The sequence below is a fragment of the Diaphorobacter sp. ED-3 genome, assembly GCF_027625375.1.
Taxonomy (GTDB): domain Bacteria; phylum Pseudomonadota; class Gammaproteobacteria; order Burkholderiales; family Burkholderiaceae_C; genus Diaphorobacter; species Diaphorobacter nitroreducens.
The window spans coordinates 652,034-668,913 of sequence record NZ_CP115182.1 but is presented as its reverse complement, the minus strand read 5'-3'; the positions used below and the strand labels follow the sequence as shown (position 1 = coordinate 668,913).

Here is a 16,880-nt window from a genome sequence, read left to right as displayed (position 1 = left end):
CTGTTCACACTATTTTCGCCAGTGCGAATAGCGTGAGCAGGCCTTAAGCCGGCTTTGGGGCGCGCATCAGCCCGCAGCGGGGGGTGTGAACGCGGCGCGCGCGGCCTCTGCCGCAGCGCGTGCGCCGCAGCCCTCCAGGTGGTCGTTGACCAGCCCCATGGCCTGCATGAAGGCATACATGGTGGTCGGACCCACGAAGCTGAACCCGCGCTTCTTCAAATCCTTGGACAGCGCCACCGACGCCGCCGAGGTGGTCATCGCACGCACCGCAGGCAGCGTCATGCGCTCGGGCCGCTGCTGCGCGGCCAGGGGCGCATAGCGCCACACATAGTGCGCCAGCGACCCGAACTCGCGGCGCAGTTCCAGCACGCGGCGCGCATTGTTGATGGCCGACTCGATCTTGCCGCGGTGGCGCACGATACCGGCGTTGCCCATCAGCTGGTCCACCTCGGCGGCGCCGAAGTCCGCCAGCGGCTCGGCCTCGAACTGCGCCAGCGCCGCGCGGAAGGCCTCGCGCTTGTTCAGGATGGTGATCCACGACAAGCCGGCCTGGAACCCCTCCAGGCAGAGCTTCTCGAACAGGCGGCGCTCGTCCGTCACCGGGAAGCCCCATTCGTGGTCGTGGTAGTGCCGGTACAGCGGGCTGGCGCGGCACCAGAAGCAGCGCGCATGGCCGCCCTCGTCGGTGAACAGGCCACTGGCCTCGTCCGGGGGGGAGGGTTCGATGGTTTCGAGCATGGGGGCATTGTGGGGGTTGGGTCGCATGGCGCAAGAACGTCTTGCTATGCTTGGCCGCACCCGCCTCCGCCACCATGAGCACATCCACCCCATCGCCCCGGCGCCCGTGGCCACTGCTGGCAGCCGCGCTGCTGCTGGGCGGCTGCGCCCAGTCGGGCGGCACGTTGGGCTACTACTGGCAGTCCCTGCGCGGGCACCTGGAGATCATGAACGCCGCGCGCCCGGTGCAGGAGTGGATCACCCACCCCGACACCTCCGCGCCGCTGCGCGAGCGGCTGCAGCTGGCCCAGCGCGTCCGGGCGTTCGCGGTGGACGAGCTGGCCCTGCCCGACAATGCCAGCTACCGCCGCTATGCGCGCCTGGACCGCACGGCTGCCGTGTGGAACGTGGTGGCGGCGGGCCCCTATTCGCTCACGCTGCACCGCTGGTGCTTTCCGATCACCGGCTGCATCGGCTACCGCGGCTACTTCGACGAGCCCGGCGCACGGGCCGAGGCCGCGCGCCTGGCGGCCACCGGACTGGAGGTCAGCGTGTACGGCGTACCCGCGTATTCCACGCTGGGCTACAGCAACTGGATGGGAGGCGACCCGCTGCTGTCCACCTTCATCGGCTGGCCCGAGGGCGACTTCGTGCGGCTGCTGCTGCACGAATTGGCGCACCAGGTGGCGTATGCCGAGGGCGATACCGCGTTCAACGAATCCTACGCCACGGCGGTGGAGCGGCTGGGCGTGCAGCGCTGGCTGCAGCAGCACGCCACCCCGGCCACCCGCGCCCAGTTCGCGGCCAGCGAGGAGCGCCGCGCGCAATGGCGCGCGCTGACCCAGGCAACGCGCCAGCGGCTGGCCGAGATTTATGCATCAAATGGGGCTGTAGCGCCCGACCATCAAGCGCTATCAGCTATGAAAAAAGAAGCAATGCAGGACTTCCGCGCGGCCTATGCCACGCTGCGCGCGCGCTGGCTGGCCGCACACGTCCCCGAGGCACAGCTGGCGGCGCTGGACCGTTGGGTGCGCGATGCCAACAACGCCAGCTTCGCCGCGCAGGCGGCTTATGACGAAGGGGTGCCCGCGTTCATGGCGCTGTTCGAGCGCGAGGGGCGCGACTGGCCGCGCTTTCATGCAGCCGTGCGGGCGCTGGCCCAGGCGCCGCAGGCCGAGCGCACCGCCGCGCTGCAGGCGCTGGCGCCACAGCCGCCCCGGGTGGCCCACGGCGGAGGCTGACGTCGCGTTTCCCGCCCCCGCGTGCCTGCTGCGGCTTCGCGGCCTGGGGGACGGTTGGCCCGCACGCTGGCGGGCCCACAGCGCTCAGCCGCGCAGGGATTCGATCAAGTCGATGTACTGCTGCTTGGCCTCGTCGCCGGACGTGCCCTTGAGCTTTTCCCAAGCGTCCCACTTGGCGCGGCCCACGATGTCAGAGAAGCTCGGCTTCTTCTCGGCGTTGTCGCCGGCGGTGGCCTGCTTGTACAACGCATAGATCTTCAGCAGCGTCGGGTTGTCGGGGCGCTCGCTGAGGTTCTTGGAATTGGCCACGGCGGCCTCGAAGGTGGCGTTCAGATCGGACATGGAGTGTCTCCGGTTCAGGGTTGGTATCGCCGCACAGTGTAGTCAAAACACGAACGACCGTTCTTTTTTAAAGCCTCCCCAGGATCACGCCATGCACAGCCCATCCACGGCCTGGAACAGCACCTGCCGCGCCTGGCTGATCACCTGGCCCTTCCAGGCGTCGGTGTCGGTGTAGAAGGCCTCGCGCATCTGGGCATGGACCCGCGCAGCCAGGGCGGGCGATGCCTCGGGATGCCGGTGCAGCCAATGGTCCGCCCGCAGCGCCTGCAGCACGGCGGGCGCGGGCTGCGTGCCGAACTCCAGCGTGAGGGCAGTGACTTCCGCCTGCGGGCACTCTTCATAGGCGCTGTGGCACATCAGCCCCGTGAGCGGCGCGGAGGTGGAGGAGCCGTCTTCGGTGGATGTGACCGGCGTGGCGCCACCCCCGTCCCACCAGCGGCGCGCACGCGCCAGGGCCTGCGCCTCGTCGCGCCCCGCATGGATGCGCTCGCCATGGCCGCTCGGCCCCAGGCCCGTGTGCAGGTCCACCCAGGCGATGCGTTCGGCGCGCGCGCCCTCGCGGCGCAGCACGGCGCGCAACGTGCAGTTGCTCCAGGTGGGCGCCGTGCCGCCGAAGTACAGGCCGTCGGGGTGCTGGTACTGCCCGCGGGTGATCGCCGCCTGCAGCGCCTGCAAGCCGTGCGCATTCAGCAGACCGAGCAAGGCCTGCGTATTGGCCTCGCTGGGCGGCCATTCGGGCGGCAACAACACGGGGTGCAGCGCACTGTAGGCGGGGTTGGCCGGCAACGGCTGGCTGAAGTCCACGAAGTTGCGATTCAGGTCCACGTTTTCGTGCGTCACGCGGCGCAGGTGGGCGAAGCCGTACGGGTTGAGCGCATGCAGGTAGAGCACGGCCACACGCTGCGCCCGTGCCTTGGCGCGCCACTCGTCATCCTGCAGTGCGAACACCTGCACGCCGCTGCCGCACAGGCCCTCCACGCCGTGGCAGCCGCTGCTCACGATGAGCAGGCGGTGCGCGTCAAGCGGCCCATCCCGCACCACGTCCAGCGCCAGCGTTTCGCCATTGGGGCCGCACAGCGGATGCACCTGCGGCTGCAGCGCCAGACCGGCCACCGCCGCGGCGCCAACAAATTGGGCCCGCGCCTGTGCGTAACTTGCGGCGAACGCCTGCGGGATACCGATCATCGAAACCCCCTTTGGACATGTAAAAAAGGCCCCACCGCGCAACGGTGGAGCCTGGGCATGTCAGCCGTGTGAAGGCCGCCTCACGGGGACCCGGAACCTCTCAGGCCGTGGGCTGTGCCAGCCATTGGCGCGCCAGTTCCACCCAATAGGTGCCGCCCAGCGGAATCAGCGCATCGTTGAAGTCGTAGCTGGGGTTGTGCAGCGTGCAGGGACCGCCGCCGTGGCCCATGGCGCGGTGGTCGCCGTCGCCGTTGGCGATGAACACATAGGCGCCCGGCTTGGCCTGCAGCATGAAGGAAAAATCCTCCGCTCCGCCGGTGGGCTCCTGCGCCAGCACCTTGTCTTCACCCACGATGCCCACCATCACCTGGCGCGCGAACTCGGCCTCGGCCGGCGAGTTGATGGTGGGGGGGTAATTGCGCACGAACTCGAATTCGCAGCGCGCCTCGAACGCGGCGCAGGTGTGCTCGGCCACCTGCCGCATGCGGCGCTCGATCATGTCCAGCAGCTCGGTGGAGAAGGTGCGCACCGTGCCCTGCAGCTCGCAGCTGTCGGGCACTACGTTGGTGGCCTCGCCGGCGTGGATCATCGTCACCGAGATCACGCCCGCCTCGATGGGCTTCTTGTTGCGGCTGATGATGTTCTGGAACGCCTGCACCATCTGGCAGGCCACGGGCACGGGGTCGATGCCCATGTGCGGCATGGCGCCGTGGCTGCCCTTGCCGCGGATGGTGATCTTGAACTCATTGCTTGACGCCATCACCGGGCCGGGGCTCACGGCAAAGCTGCCGGCCGGCATGCCCGGCCAGTTGTGCATGCCGAACACCGCCTGCATGGGGAACCGCTCAAACAGGCCGTCCTTGATCATCTCGCGCGCGCCGCCGCCGCCCTCTTCCGCGGGCTGGAAGATCAAATACACGGTGCCGTCGAAGTCGCGGTGCTTGGAGAAATACTGCGCCGCCGCCAACAGCATGGCCGTGTGGCCGTCGTGGCCGCAGGCGTGCATCCGGCCCTGGTGCTTGCTCGCATGCGCGAAGGTGTTGAACTCCTGCATGGGCAGGGCGTCGATGTCTGCGCGCAGGCCCACGGCGCGGCCGCAGGCACCGCCGTCACGGCCGTGCACGATGCCCACCACACCGGTGGTGCCCAGGCCGCGGTGGATGGGGATGCCCCATTCGGTGAGCTTGGCCGCGATCACGTCGGCCGTGCGCACCTCCTGAAAGCACAGTTCGGGATGGGCATGGATGTCGCGCCGCACCTCGGCGATGGCGGCCGCTTCGCGGGCGATGGAGTCGATGATGTTCATGGGGATCGGGCCTGTCGTCCTGAGAATGCCACAGTCTAGCCGTGCTCCCCGATCCGCGCCGAAGCGGGCCCGAAGCCCCTGCGACCCGCCGATGGCGCCGGCGGGCGAGGAGCGCTCAGGTGCGCACGCGGCCGTCGCCGGTGAGCATGGACATCTCCACGAAGCGCGAGCCCTCATGGTCGGACGGGCTGAAGTTGACCGTAAAACCGCCCACCGAACCGCGCAGGGATTCCAGCCCCGCCACCAGGCTCTCGCGCGTGAGCTTGCCGCTGGCGTGCGCCTGCGCGTTGCGCAGCCCCTCGATGAAGACGCGCGCGGCCAGGTAGCCCTCCATGCTGGAGTAGTTGGCCTGCACGTTGCCGCCCTTCTTGATGGCCTCTTGGAATTCACGCGTGATCTGGCGCGACTGTTGGTAGGGCGAAGGCACCACCTGCGACACCACCACGCCCGCGCCGTTGGCGCCCAGCGCATCCGCCAGGGCCTGCGTGCCCACGAAGGACACGTTGTAGAACTTGCCGCCGTACCCCGCCTTGCGCGCGGCCAGCACGAACGCCGCACTGGCGGCATAGGCACCGATCTGCACGATGGCCACGGGCTGCGCCGCCACCAGCGGCGCCACGGCAGCCGTCACGTTGGCGGAGTTGCGCGCCACCGTGCCGGTCGCCACGGGCGCCAGCTTGCGCGTGGCCAGTGCACGGGTCACGGCGTCCAGGCCAGCCTTGCCGTAGGCGTCGTCCTGGTAGAAGACGCCGATGCGGTCCAGCCCCAGGTTGGTGAGCTGGCGCACGATGAGCTCGGCCTCATCGGCGTAGGAGGCGCGCACGTGGAAGGCCAGGCGGTTGAATGGCTGGCGCAGGGATTCCGCGCCCGTGACGGGCGCGAAGAACGGCACCTTGGCCTGCGTGAACAGTGGTTGCGCGGCCAGGCTGGTGGGCGTGCCCACGTAGCCAAAGAGGGCCAGCACGTCCTCATTGATCAGGCGGCGCGTGTTCTCGGCGCAGCGGTCGGGCTCGTAGCCGTCGTCCAGCGAGCGCAGCTCGATGGTGCGCCGCCCGATGCCGCCCTGGGCGTTGACCTGGTCGAACGCCAGCTTGGCACCCGCCTGGAACTGCAGGCCCAATTGGCTGGCAGGCCCGGTCAGGGCCGCGGATTGGCCCAGCACAATGCGCGTGTCGCTCTGCGCGCGCGTCAGGGATGCGCCGGTCAGCAGGGCCGCGCCCATCCCTGCCGAGAATTGCCGGCGGCTCAACCGCGTTGAATGCATAGAAAACCCTCAGAGTAAACCATTATTGAAATAAATAAGGCACTGCGTTAAACGGAGTGCCCGGCGCGAAGTTTACCGAAGCCCGTTTCCCCCGGTTCATCCCTCACCAAAGTCCCCACACATGCTCCCGACTCCCGTCCCCGACGCTTCGGCCACCCACCAGGTGCGCGGCGCCTGCCCCCACGACTGCCCCGATACCTGCGCCCTGCTCACCACCGTGGAGAACGGCCGCGCCGTGCGCGTACAGGGCAACCCGGCGCATGCGCAGACCGGCGGCGTGCTGTGCGCCAAGGTGTCGAAGTACGCCGAGCGCACCCACCATGCCGAGCGCATCCTCACGCCACTCAAACGTACGGGCCCCAAGGGCAGTGGGCAGTTCACACCGGTGAGCTGGGACGAAGCGCTGGGGGACATCGCGGCGCGCCTGGCGCACATCGCCGCGCGCGACCCCCAGGCCATCCAGCCTTACAGCTACGCGGGCACCATGGGGCTGGTGCAGGGCGAGAGCATGGACCGGCGCTTCTTCCACCGCCTGGGCGCGTCGCTGCTGGCGCGCACCATCTGCGCCACGGCCGGCGGCGAAGGCCTAGTGCACACGCTGGGTGCCAAGGTGGGAATGAAGGTGGAGTTCTTCGCCGAGGCCCAGCTCATCCTGATCTGGGGCAGCAACTCCATCGGCAGCAACCTGCATTTCTGGCGCATCGCGCAGCAGGCCAAACGCGACGGCGCCCGCCTGGTCTGCATCGACCCGCGCAAGAGCGAGACGGCCGAGAAATGCCATGAGCACCTGCAACTGCGCCCGGGGACCGACGCCGCGCTGGCCCTGGCGCTGATGCACGAACTGATCGTGCACGACTGGCTGGACCACGACTACCTCGCCCGGCACACGCTGGGCTGGGAGCAACTGCGCGAGCGCGCCCTGCAGTGGCCGCCCGAGCGCGCGGCCGAGGTCTGCGGCCTGCCCGTGGAGCAGATCCGCCGGCTGGCGCACGACTACGGCACCACGCGGCCCGCCGCCATCCGCCTGAACTACGGCGTGCAGCGCGCGCACGGCGGCGCCAACGCGGTGCGCGCCATCGCCAGCCTGCCGGCACTCACGGGCGCCTGGCGCCACCGCGCGGGCGGCGTGCTGCTGTCCAGCTCCGGCAGCTTCCCCGTGGACCGGGCCGCGCTGCAGCGCCCCGACCTGCTGGCGGGCCGCAGCCCGCGCACCATCAACATGGTGACCATCGGCGACGACCTGCTGCGCGACGCATCGCCCAGCTTCGGGCCGAAGATCGAGGCGCTGGTGGTCTACAACAGCAACCCCGTGGCCGTGGCGCCGGACTCCCGCCAAGTGGTGCGCGGCTTTGCGCGCGAGGACCTGTTCACCGTGGTGCTGGAGCACTTCCAGACCGACACGGCCGACTACGCCGACTACATCCTGCCCGCGACCACGCAGCTGGAGCACTGGGACGTGCACCTGGCCTACGGCCACACCGACGTGCTGCTCAACCGGCCCGCGATTGCGCCCCAAGGCCAGGCGCGCAGCAATGCGCAGATCTTCCGCGACCTGGCCGCGCGCATGGGCTTCACCGAACCCTGCTTTGCCGACAGCGACGAGGCACTGTGCCGCCAGGCCTATGGCGACAAGGTGGACTTCGATCTGCTGCTGGAACAGGGCTTCGCGCCCCTGTCCGTGCCCGATGCGCCATTCGCCGACGGCGGCTTTCCCACGCCCTCGGGCCAATGCGAGTTCTACAGCCAGCGGCTGGCCGACCAGGGGCTGGATCCGCTGCCGGGCTACGTGCCCAACCACGAGGGCGCGGGCACCTCGGCCGACTACCCGCTGGCCATGATCTCGCCGCCGGCGCGCAACTTCCTCAACTCCACCTTCGTGAACCTGCAGAGCCTGCGCGACATCGAAGGCCGCCCGCTGCTGGAGATCCACCCCGAAGATGCCGCGGCGCGCGGCATTGCCGACGGCGCCCTGGTGCGCGTGTTCAACGACCGCGGCAGCTACGCCTGCCACGCCGCGCTCAACGGGCGCGCCCGTCCCGGTGTGGTGAACGGCCTGGGCGTGTGGTGGCGCAAGCTGGGCCACAACGGCACCAACGTGAACGAACTGACCAGCCAGGCCCTGACCGACCTGGGCGCGGGGCCCACGTTCTACGACTGCCGGGTGCAGGTGGAGCCGCTGGCCTCTTAACTATCAAAAAGTGAGCTGATAGCGCTTGACTGTCAAGCGCTACAGCCACTTTTGGCACCAAACCTCAATCCAGCTTCACGCCCGTGGCGGCAATGACCGGCCCCCAGCGCCGCGCCTCGGCGCGGGCCAGCGCGTGGAACTGCTCGGGCGTGCCGGCCAGCGGTTCCATGCCAAAGGCCCGCATGCGCTCCACCACCTCGGACGCGGCCAACGCCTGGTTCAGCGCGGCATTCAGCCGCGCGGTGATGGCCGGCGGCAGCCCGGCCGGGCCCAGCAGGCCCTGAAACGCATAGACCTCGGCATCGGCCACGCCCACCTCTGCCAGCGTGGGCACGTGCGGCAGCGCGGCCGCACGCCGTGCGGCGCCGATGGCCAGCGCCCGCACCTTGCCCGACTGGATCACCGGCAGGCCGGCCGCAAGGTCCAGGAACATGCAGGGCACCTGGCCACCCATCACGTCCTGCACCGCCGGGGCCGCGCCGCGGTAGGGAATGTGCGTAAGGAACGTCTGCGTGCGGTGCTTGAACAACTCCATCGCCAGGTGGTGCGGCGAGCCGTTGCCGGGCGAGGCGTAGTTCACCTGGCCGGGGTGGGCCTTCACATAGGCCAGGAAGTCCTGGAAGGTCTGCGCCGCGAACGCCGGATTCACCACCAGCACCAGAGGAAAGCGCGACAGCCCGCCGATGTACGTGAAGTCCTTGTCCGGGTGGAAGGGCAGCCGGCGGTACAGGTGCTCGTTGTAGGCCAGCAGCGCGTTGTCCGCCGACATGACGGTGTAGCCGTCCGGCTTGGCGGTGGCGACGATCTGGCTGCCGATGTTGGTGGACGCGCCAGGCCGGTTGTCCACCACGATCTGCTGGCCCAGCCCGCCGCGCATGGCCTCGGCCACGGTGCGCGCCAGCACGTCGGTGCCGCCGCCCGCCGGGTAGGGCACCACCCAGCGGATGGGTTGGCTGGGATAGCCCGTGTCGGCGCGTGTCCACGGCGCCGCCGCCGTGGCGGCACAGGCCGCCAGGAAGGTTCTGCGTTCCATCGGTTGTCTCTTTGCTCTTTTATTAATAGCTGCTCGCTCTTGATGGACGGGCGCTACGGCCCAAAATGACCTCAAACTACTGCGGCGCGGCAATGGTCTGGTCAATGGCGCCGAACAGGCTCTGGCCGGCCTTGTTCTTCATCTCGATGCGGATGGTGTCGCCATAGCGCATGAACTCGGTGCTGGGCTGGCCGTCCTGGATGGTCTCGATGCAGCGCTTTTCGGCAATGCAGCTGTAGCCCTTGGCCCAGTCCTTGTTGCTCACCGTGCCGCTGCCCACGATGGAGCCGGCGCGCACGTTGCGTGTCTTGGCGATGTGCGCGATGAGCTGGCCGAAGTGGAAGGTCATCTCCGGCCCCGCGTCGCACATGCCCACCTTGCGGCCGTTCCAGGTGGACTGCAGCGTGAGGTGCACGCGCCCGCCCTGCCAGGCGTCGCCCAGCTCGTCCAGCGTCACCGCCACGGGGCTGAAGGCGGTCGCCGGCTTGGACTGGAAGAAACCGAAGCCCTTGGCCAGCTCCGCCGGGATCAGGTTGCGCAGGCTGACGTCGTTGGCCAGCATCACCAGGCGGATGCCGTCCAGGGCCTGCTCCGGGCTGGCGCCCATCTTCACGTCGCCGGTGACGACGGCGATCTCCGCCTCGAAGTCGATGCCCATGGCCTCGCTGGGCACCACCACGTCGTCGCAGGGGCCGATGAAGTCGTCGCTGCCGCCCTGGTACATGAGCGGATCGGTGTAGAAGCTGGCGGGCACCTCGGCATTGCGCGCCTTGCGCACCAGCTCCACGTGGTTGATGTAGGCCGAGCCGTCCGCCCACTGGTAGGCGCGCGGCAGCGGCGCCATGCACTGCTGCGGATCGAAGGGGAACGGATGGCGCGCGCGGCCGGCATTGAGCTGGTCGTACAGGTCCTGCAACTGGGGCGCCATGAAGTTCCAGTCGTCCAGCACCTGCTGCAGGCGGCTGGCAATGCCGGTCGCATAATGGGCCGTGCCCAGATCGCGCGACACCACGACAAGCTGGCCGTCGCGCGATCCGTCTTTGTAGGTAGCAAGTTTCATGGGCCTGGGTCTCCGGGTGAATGCATCGCCTGCGCCGCGCGAGCCCTCTCGCCTGGCACAAATTACGATCCAGTGAATTGATTTAACTAAACAAAACTCCAAAATTCTAGTGCAGATGGACAAGGAACGCGTCGGCATTCAGTCGGTGGAGGTCGGGTTCGCGCTGCTGGACGCGCTGTCGCGCGCCCGCGGGCCGCTGATGCTCAAGGACCTGGCGCAGGAGGCCGGCATGAGCGCCGCCAAGGCCCACCGCTACCTGGTGAGCTTTCAGCGCCTGGGCCTGGTGGTGCAGGACGCCCGCAACGCCCGTTACGACCTGGGTCCTGCGGCACTCAAGTTAGGACTTGCTTCGCTGGTACGCCTCGATGCCATGCGGCTGGCGCGCGAGCGCATGGCGCCACTCATGGATGCGCTGGGCCATACGCTGGCGCTGGCCGTCTGGGGCAACCATGGACCGACCATCGTGCACTGGGAGGAGGCACCACGCGCGCTCACGGCCAACCTGCGCCTGGGCGACGTGATGCCGCTGCTCAGCTCCGCCACGGGCCGCTGCTTTGCGGCCTACCTGCCACGCGAGAAAACGGCCGCGCTGCTGGCCGAGGAACTCGCGCTCGCCACCCGCCAGGGCCGCGCCGACCTGCCGCACGACGAGGCCGGCGTGCAGGCACTGCTGCACGAGGTGCGCGAGCGCCGCTGCGCGCGGGTGCTGGACACGCTGCTGCCGGGCATCCACGCTTTCTGCGCGCCCGTGTTCGACGCCGGCGGCCACCTGGCCCTGGCCATCACCACCCTGGGCCCCGCCGCCACGTTCGATGCGGCCTGGGGCGGCGCGATAGAGGCCCCGCTGCGCGCCGCGGCGGAGCAGCTCTCGCGCGACCTGGGTCACGCCGCCACACCCGGCTGAACGCATGCCGCGCCGCTCCCTGCTGCTGCTGACCGCCGTGGTACTGGCCCTGCACTGGCTGGTGCTGGTCGGGTTGCCGCGGGGCGGCACGGACCAGGGCGCGCCGCAGCGGCTGGCCTTCCATACGCGGATGGTGGAGCCCCCGCCCCCGCCCCCGCCCCCGCCTCCCCCGGAACCCCAGGCCGCGCCAGTGCCGCCGCCGGCCCCCAAGCCGCGCCCCCGTCCCGTGCGCAAGCCACCGCCGCCGCCCGTGGAGGCACCGCTCCCCACGCGGCACGCCGAGCCCGCACCTGTCATGGAAGCGCCCGCGCAAGCCGCACCCTCGCCCGCGGAGCCCCCTGCCGAGGTGCCGGCCGATTCCTCCGCCCCCACCCCCGAAGTGCCGGCGGACGCCGCGGCGCCCCAGGCACCCTCCGCCCCCCTCTCCCCGGCCAGCGATCCGGCCATGCCCGCAATGGCCGAAGCCTCCAGCGCGTCCGCGCCAGCCGCCGCCGCATCCCAGCCGGCGCAGGAGGCGCCCGCGTTGACCGCGGGCGTGGAAATTCTGCCCCCCGGCGCCGCGGGTGCCGTGGCCGGCACCGAACCGCCCCCGGTACGCCTGCCGCCCTCGGCGCGGCTGGCGTTCGACGTGACGGGCGAGGTGAAGAAGTTCCACTACAACGCCAGCGCCGAACTGTTGTGGCGCCAGGACGGCACGCAGTACGAGGCGCGCCAGCAGATCAAGGCCTTCTTGCTGGGAGCGCGCTCGCAAAGCAGCGTGGGCCAAATCACGCCGCAAGGGCTGCGCCCCACGCGCTTCGGCGACAAGTCGCGCAGCGAGCGCGCAGCGCATTTCGACTTCGAGCGCGGCGAGGTGATCTTCAGCGCCAACGCCCCGCGCGCGGCCATCGGCAGCGGCGCCCAGGACCGGCTGAGCGTGTTCATCCAGCTGGGCGCCCTGCTGGCCGCCGCTCCCGAACGCTACCCCCCTGGCACCCGGATCACGCTGACCACCGTGGGTGCGCGCAGCGCCGAGCGCTGGACCTTCACCGTGGAAGGGCCGCAAACGCTGGAGCTGCCCGCCGGCCGCACGCCCGCGCTCAAGCTGCAGCGCCTGCCCCGCCCCGACCAGCGCTACGACCAGAAGGCCGAACTCTGGCTGGGCACGGACATGGGCTATCTGCCGGTGCGCATCCGCCTCACGCAGGCCAACGGTGACTTCGCCGACCTGTCCCTGAGCCATCACGACACGCCCTGATGCCGGCATTTGCCGCGGGCGGCGGGCGCGTTCCGGCGTGGGACAAGGCCGCGACCGCGCACGAAGGCCGGCACGGCCACTTTTCCGTGGAATACTGGTCCCAGCGGCGGGGCGCGGGGACTTGAACTCTGCCGATCCGCTGCAATCTGACAGGCATACCGATAGGGGGACACGCCATGAATATGCTCTACGACTCCGACTCCTTTGTGGTGGTCCACATGCTGGCAGACGCAACCCCCGACAGCGCCAGCGAAGCCGCCACGCCCGCCGTTCCACAACTGGTGCGCCACGGCTTCGAGATCGTGGACAAGCGCTCCGGCAAGGAGGTGTACCTGGATGGCTCCTGGGCCGAGATGTTCCAGCAGCAGATCCTGGCCTGGCAGCGCAACACGCCCACCCAGGAAGAGGTGGAGGACACGCTGGATGGCTATGTCGGGCTCGCGCAGAACCCGGTGATCGTGCACTGACGCGGCACCAGAGTTTCGGGGGCCAGGCCCCCGTTGCGGTCCGCCCCCGGCGGGTCGCCCCCGGCGGGTCGCCGCCCCGTGAGGGGCACAGCGCGCCGTGGCCTTGGCCACGGCGCCTTCTTTTTGGGGGCCGCCCGCTGACGAACAGCGGCGCGCAGCCGCCCGTCAGATTCAGATGAAAAATGGCTCTAGCGCTTATCCATCAAGCGTTAGCAGCTCATATTTCAATAGCAATCAACGCACGCCGCGGCGACGCGCCATCTCCTGCCCCATGGACTGCTGTGCGGGGTCGTCCAGCAGCGGGCGCGCGGCGGGATAGATGCGGTCGTCTTCATGGCGCAGGTGATCGTCGTAGCACTGCGCAAACCGGTCCAAGTCCGTCTCGTGCGCCGGCGTGAACGCCTGCACGGCCCCGTCGGCCAGCGCCTGCAACCCCACGCGCGCGGCAGCCCAGCGTTCGGCCATCAGCACATGGTCCCGCTGCAGCTGGCGCACCAGGTCCGTCAGCGCGGCGTCGCCACCGGCCAGCAGGGGCGGGAAGACGTGGAGTTCCTCGTCCTCGTGGTGCAGCGGGGCGGCGATGTCGAAATAGCGCAGCACGTCGCGCGCCGCCTGGCGGGCGGAGTCATCGCAGGCGTGCGTCTTGAGGTAGTCGCGCAGGCGCTGCAGCAGGTCCAGCGAGCGGCGAACGCGGTCATGGCAGGCGCCCAGCATCTCGAACGGCTCGTCAAAGCCCGCGCCTGGCGTGTGCAGACCGGGCAGGGACACACGGCTGGCCATGGCGTCAGCCCAGCCGCACGGGCTGGCCGTCGCGGTTGAAGGGCAGATAGGCGCTGAAAGCGCCCGTTTTCACGGCCTCCACCATGCGGCGCAGCACCTTGTCGGCGTCGTCGTCGGACGGCGCCTGCGCCGCCGTGCCCGACAGCGCCGCGGTGAACACCAGGCGCCAGGGCTGGCCAGGCTGCTCGAACTGCTGCGACTCGCGCACCAGCGCGTCGAACGACTCCAACTCCTCGGGCAGCTTGTCCACGCACATCAGCGGCACCAGCACCCCGCCCTCGCCCTGCGCGAAGCGCTCGCGCTGCTCCGGCGTGGCCTCGTCGGGCAGCTCTGTGCCAGCAAACACGAACAGCAGGCGCTGGCGCTCGCGGTGGCTGCGCGCGGCGCGCAGCAGGTCGTCAAAACTGTTGATCTCGGTTTTCACTTGCATTCATTCCCCTTGTTGCGGCCAAGGCTGCACGCCCCGGCCGGGCACCAGCGTGCCCACATACTGCGCCGGCACGGGCCGCGCGCGCACGGGCTTGCGCGACACGACCGTTCCCACGCTCACGAAACACAGCGCGCGCTCGCCTTCGCCCAGCGCGAACAGCCCGCGCAGCGCCTGCGACTGCAGCGCCTTGCCGCTTGTGAGCGCGGAGCCAAAACCCAGCGCGGTCGCCATGAGCAGCAGGTTCTGCACCGCGCAACCCGCGGACACCAGCCGCTCACTGGGTGCGATCTCGGGATCGCCCCCGCATTCGTCCACCACCACCAGCAGCAACACGGGCGCGCGCAGGGCCTTCTCGCGCGCCTGCTCCTGCTGCTCGGGCGTGGCCTGCGCGTCGCGCTCGCGCAGCGCATCGGCAAACGCCTGGCCCAGCGCCGCGCGGGCCGCGTCGGGCACCAAGACAAACCGCCAGGGCAGCAGACAGCCATGGTCCGGCGCATGCGCGGCCGCGGCCAATATGGCCTGCAGTTGCGCGGCGTCCGGCCCCGGCGCGCCCAGCCGCTTGGGCAGGATGGTCTGGCGCGCCTGCAGCAGCGCGGCGGCCAGTTCCGCCGTGGCGGCTGCATTGTTCAAGGCCTGTGGAGGCACCGGTCTCTCCTGTTCCATGGCATTCACCCCGGCCGGCCATCGGCGCGCAGCCGGCCATACCAGCCGATGAGGCGCAGGCCCCACACCGCCATGATGCCAGCCCACAGCAGGGCCGCGACGGCCAACAGCACGGGCGACCAGGGCAATGGCGCGCTCGCCGCCAGCCGCACCACGGTCGCCAGTTGCAGCACCCAGAACAGCGTCCAGACCAGGCGGTCCGCCACCAGCGCGCGGCCGCCATGGCCGCAGGACACGCGCGTGACCATGGCGAGCATGAGCGAGCCCAGGCACCCCATGGTGAGCGCATGCAGCGCGCCCAGTTCCCCGGCAGCGCTGCCGTAGAGACCCTGCACCCCGTGCGCCAGGCCATGGCCCACGAAGGCCAGCCCCAGCCAGATGAAGCCGATGTGCAGCATGGCCAGCAGGCGCTGCGCCAAGCTCTGCAGCAGGCCCCAGCGGTAGGCCAGCCACAGCAGCAAGGCCCCCACCGACAACTCCAGCGCGCCACGCACCAGCAGCCCGCCCGTGTCGAGCGCGGGCGCCCAGCCAAGCCACGGCAGCCAGACGGCGAGCGCCTCGGCCACCACCGCGGCAAGCATCAGCCACAGGACCCAGAAAGGGCGCCATGCCTGCACCATGGGCAGCACGGCCGAGGTGAAGAAAGGAATCATGCGGTGGGCCACCACCACGAAGACCGCGGCCACGAACCCCCACAGCCCGGTCAGCACCCAGGCACGCGCCAGGTCGCCACGGCCGCCCGCCAGGCTCAGCCCCAGCGCCGCCACGCACACGCAGCCCACCAGGCAGGCCGCGGCAATGGCGCGCGCATGCAAACGGTCCTGCAGCGTGCTGCGCTGGACCAGGCGGATGAAAAGCACCGTCATCCATGCCAATCCCAGGAACGCGGCAGCGCAGCCGGCGAGCGCAACCACCAGCCCCCAGGAACCGCCGGCGAGCCACACCAGCCAGCCGCCGGCCTGCAGCAGCAGGGGCGGCATGACGCGGGAGACCGGCCAGGGCTCGACATGCAGCCACTTCGGTCCCGCGGTGAAAAGAAAGCCGGCGAAAAACAGCGGCATGAAGCCAAACGTCATCACCGCCGCGTGCACCAGCGACGGCGCCACGCCGTATGGCAATGCCAGCGCCCCGCTCACGCGGTCGATCTGCACCAGAGCCCACCACAGGCCCGAGGCCATGAGCAGCAGCATCGCCAGGAAGAACCCCAGCCGGTGCGGCGCCAGCATGAGGTAGCGCGGCCGCCAGCGCCGGTCCAGCCGCGCCAGCGCCTCGGCCGAGGGCCGGCCCGGCGCGGCGGGCTCGCTGCGCAGGGGCACGGTGCGGCGCCGCACTTCAGTCATGGGCGTGGGCCTCGCCCAGTGTGGCCAGCGTGCACCTCCTCAGTCCACCAGCACTTGCCCATCATGTTCCACATACGGCGCATACGGGCCCGTGCCGCTGCTCTTGGCCTTGGACGCCGCCACGAAGCCGCCGGTGGCCACGTCGAACACGTGGACCTCGCCCTCCTCGATCACGTAGTGCCAGCCATGCAGCGCAATGCTGCCGTCCTCGACGCGGCGGCGCACCATGGGGTACTCCATGAGGCGTTCCAGTTGCAGCACCACGGCGCGCTGTTCGGTGCGGCGCAGGGCCTCGGGGCCGGGCTGCACGGGCAGCGCGGCCTCGCGGCCCAGGTCCAGCCAGCGCTGCAGGTTGCGCGCCTCGGGCGAGACCTCGCCATACAGCGCCTTGATGGCGCCGCAGTGGCTGTGGCCGCACACGACGATGCGGCTCACATGCAGTTCGAGCACCGCGAACTCGATGGCGGCGGCCGTGCCGTGGTGGCCGTAGGAGCCGTCGTAGGGCGGCACGAAGGCCCCCACGTTGCGCACCAGGAACAGCTCGCCCGGTCCTGCCCCCGTCAGCAGGTAGGGCAGCAAACGGGAATCCGAGCACCCGATGAACAGGGTCGTCGGGTGTTGCCCCTCGTCCACGAGCGTCTGGAATTGCTCGCGGTATTGGGGGAAGGCATCCAGATGGAAGCGGCGCAGCCGTTGCAGCAGCTCGTCGTCAGGCATGGGTGT

At 70.0% G+C, this 16,880-nt stretch carries 17 protein-coding genes; 5 read left to right on the top strand and 12 right to left on the bottom strand.

Annotation, left to right across the window (positions count from 1 at the left end; all coding sequences use genetic code 11):
- Positions 1-66: 66 nt before the first annotated feature.
- Positions 67-738, bottom strand: a complete 672-nt coding sequence (locus tag PCQ86_RS03290) for a DNA-3-methyladenine glycosylase I (RefSeq protein WP_270174858.1) — start codon at positions 736-738, stop codon at positions 67-69.
- A gap of 74 nt (positions 739-812) precedes the next feature.
- Here PCQ86_RS03290 and PCQ86_RS03285 point away from each other — a divergent pair, with 74 nt between their 5' ends.
- Positions 813-1,958, top strand: coding sequence for an aminopeptidase (locus tag PCQ86_RS03285; RefSeq protein WP_270174857.1), 1,146 nt, complete (start codon positions 813-815; stop codon positions 1,956-1,958).
- Positions 1,959-2,042: 84 nt separating this feature from the next.
- On the opposite strand, the gene PCQ86_RS03280 is transcribed toward PCQ86_RS03285, so the two are convergent.
- The 4 genes from PCQ86_RS03280 to PCQ86_RS03265 all read right to left on the bottom strand — a co-directional run bounded on the left by PCQ86_RS03280 (position 2,043) and on the right by PCQ86_RS03265 (position 6,055).
- A complete protein-coding gene (locus tag PCQ86_RS03280) occupies positions 2,043-2,300 on the bottom strand; it encodes an acyl-CoA-binding protein (RefSeq protein WP_220638432.1) in 258 nt (85 codons plus the stop codon).
- An 84-nt stretch (positions 2,301-2,384) separates the two neighbouring features.
- On the bottom strand, positions 2,385-3,485 hold the full coding sequence (locus tag PCQ86_RS03275; protein ID WP_270174856.1) for a M14 family metallopeptidase: 1,101 nt from the start codon (positions 3,483-3,485) through the stop codon (positions 2,385-2,387).
- Positions 3,486-3,585: 100 nt separating this feature from the next.
- The gene (locus tag PCQ86_RS03270; RefSeq protein ID WP_012655485.1) at positions 3,586-4,791 is read right to left on the bottom strand and encodes a M20 aminoacylase family protein; all 1,206 of its coding nucleotides are present in this window, start codon (positions 4,789-4,791) and stop codon (positions 3,586-3,588) included.
- Positions 4,792-4,906: 115 nt separating this feature from the next.
- Positions 4,907-6,055: an ABC transporter substrate-binding protein gene (locus tag PCQ86_RS03265; protein ID WP_011803912.1), complete on the bottom strand. Its 1,149-nt coding sequence runs from the start codon at positions 6,053-6,055 to the stop codon at positions 4,907-4,909.
- 121 nt (positions 6,056-6,176) lie between these two features.
- Here PCQ86_RS03265 and PCQ86_RS03260 point away from each other — a divergent pair, with 121 nt between their 5' ends.
- The gene (locus PCQ86_RS03260; RefSeq protein WP_270174855.1) at positions 6,177-8,243 is read left to right on the top strand and encodes a molybdopterin-containing oxidoreductase family protein; all 2,067 of its coding nucleotides are present in this window, start codon (positions 6,177-6,179) and stop codon (positions 8,241-8,243) included.
- Positions 8,244-8,307: 64 nt separating this feature from the next.
- Here the strand turns inward: PCQ86_RS03260 and PCQ86_RS03255 are convergent, their stop codons facing one another.
- Complete coding sequence (locus tag PCQ86_RS03255; RefSeq protein WP_270174854.1) at positions 8,308-9,276, bottom strand: Bug family tripartite tricarboxylate transporter substrate binding protein; 969 nt, start codon at positions 9,274-9,276, stop codon at positions 8,308-8,310.
- 76 nt (positions 9,277-9,352) lie between these two features.
- Positions 9,353-10,336: a fumarylacetoacetate hydrolase family protein gene (locus PCQ86_RS03250; protein WP_011803909.1), complete on the bottom strand. Its 984-nt coding sequence runs from the start codon at positions 10,334-10,336 to the stop codon at positions 9,353-9,355.
- A gap of 115 nt (positions 10,337-10,451) precedes the next feature.
- On the opposite strand from PCQ86_RS03250, the gene PCQ86_RS03245 reads away from it, so the two are divergent.
- The 3 genes from PCQ86_RS03245 (at position 10,452) to PCQ86_RS03235 (ending at position 12,944) form a co-directional block, all read left to right on the top strand.
- Positions 10,452-11,240: an IclR family transcriptional regulator gene (locus PCQ86_RS03245; protein WP_270174853.1), complete on the top strand. Its 789-nt coding sequence runs from the start codon at positions 10,452-10,454 to the stop codon at positions 11,238-11,240.
- A 4-nt stretch (positions 11,241-11,244) separates the two neighbouring features.
- Entirely contained in the window at positions 11,245-12,477 is a 1,233-nt protein-coding gene (locus PCQ86_RS03240; protein WP_270174852.1) for a DUF3108 domain-containing protein, read from the top strand.
- A 176-nt stretch (positions 12,478-12,653) separates the two neighbouring features.
- The gene (locus tag PCQ86_RS03235) at positions 12,654-12,944 is read left to right on the top strand and encodes a BTH_I0359 family protein (RefSeq protein WP_012655478.1); all 291 of its coding nucleotides are present in this window, start codon (positions 12,654-12,656) and stop codon (positions 12,942-12,944) included.
- A gap of 234 nt (positions 12,945-13,178) precedes the next feature.
- Here PCQ86_RS03235 and PCQ86_RS03230 read toward each other — a convergent pair whose 3' ends face one another.
- The 5 genes from PCQ86_RS03230 to PCQ86_RS03210 are packed head-to-tail and all read right to left on the bottom strand — an operon-like array spanning position 13,179 to position 16,874.
- On the bottom strand, positions 13,179-13,724 hold the full coding sequence (locus PCQ86_RS03230) for a hemerythrin domain-containing protein (protein WP_270174851.1): 546 nt from the start codon (positions 13,722-13,724) through the stop codon (positions 13,179-13,181).
- 4 nt (positions 13,725-13,728) lie between these two features.
- On the bottom strand, positions 13,729-14,154 hold the full coding sequence (locus PCQ86_RS03225) for a hypothetical protein (protein WP_011803904.1): 426 nt from the start codon (positions 14,152-14,154) through the stop codon (positions 13,729-13,731).
- The gene (locus tag PCQ86_RS03220; RefSeq protein ID WP_011803903.1) at positions 14,155-14,817 is read right to left on the bottom strand and encodes a nitroreductase family protein; all 663 of its coding nucleotides are present in this window, start codon (positions 14,815-14,817) and stop codon (positions 14,155-14,157) included. It lies immediately after the preceding gene.
- A gap of 5 nt (positions 14,818-14,822) precedes the next feature.
- Positions 14,823-16,157, bottom strand: coding sequence for an NnrS family protein (locus PCQ86_RS03215; RefSeq protein ID WP_270174850.1), 1,335 nt, complete (start codon positions 16,155-16,157; stop codon positions 14,823-14,825).
- A gap of 39 nt (positions 16,158-16,196) precedes the next feature.
- The gene (locus tag PCQ86_RS03210) at positions 16,197-16,874 is read right to left on the bottom strand and encodes a carbonic anhydrase (protein ID WP_011803901.1); all 678 of its coding nucleotides are present in this window, start codon (positions 16,872-16,874) and stop codon (positions 16,197-16,199) included.
- Positions 16,875-16,880 lie beyond the last annotated feature (6 nt).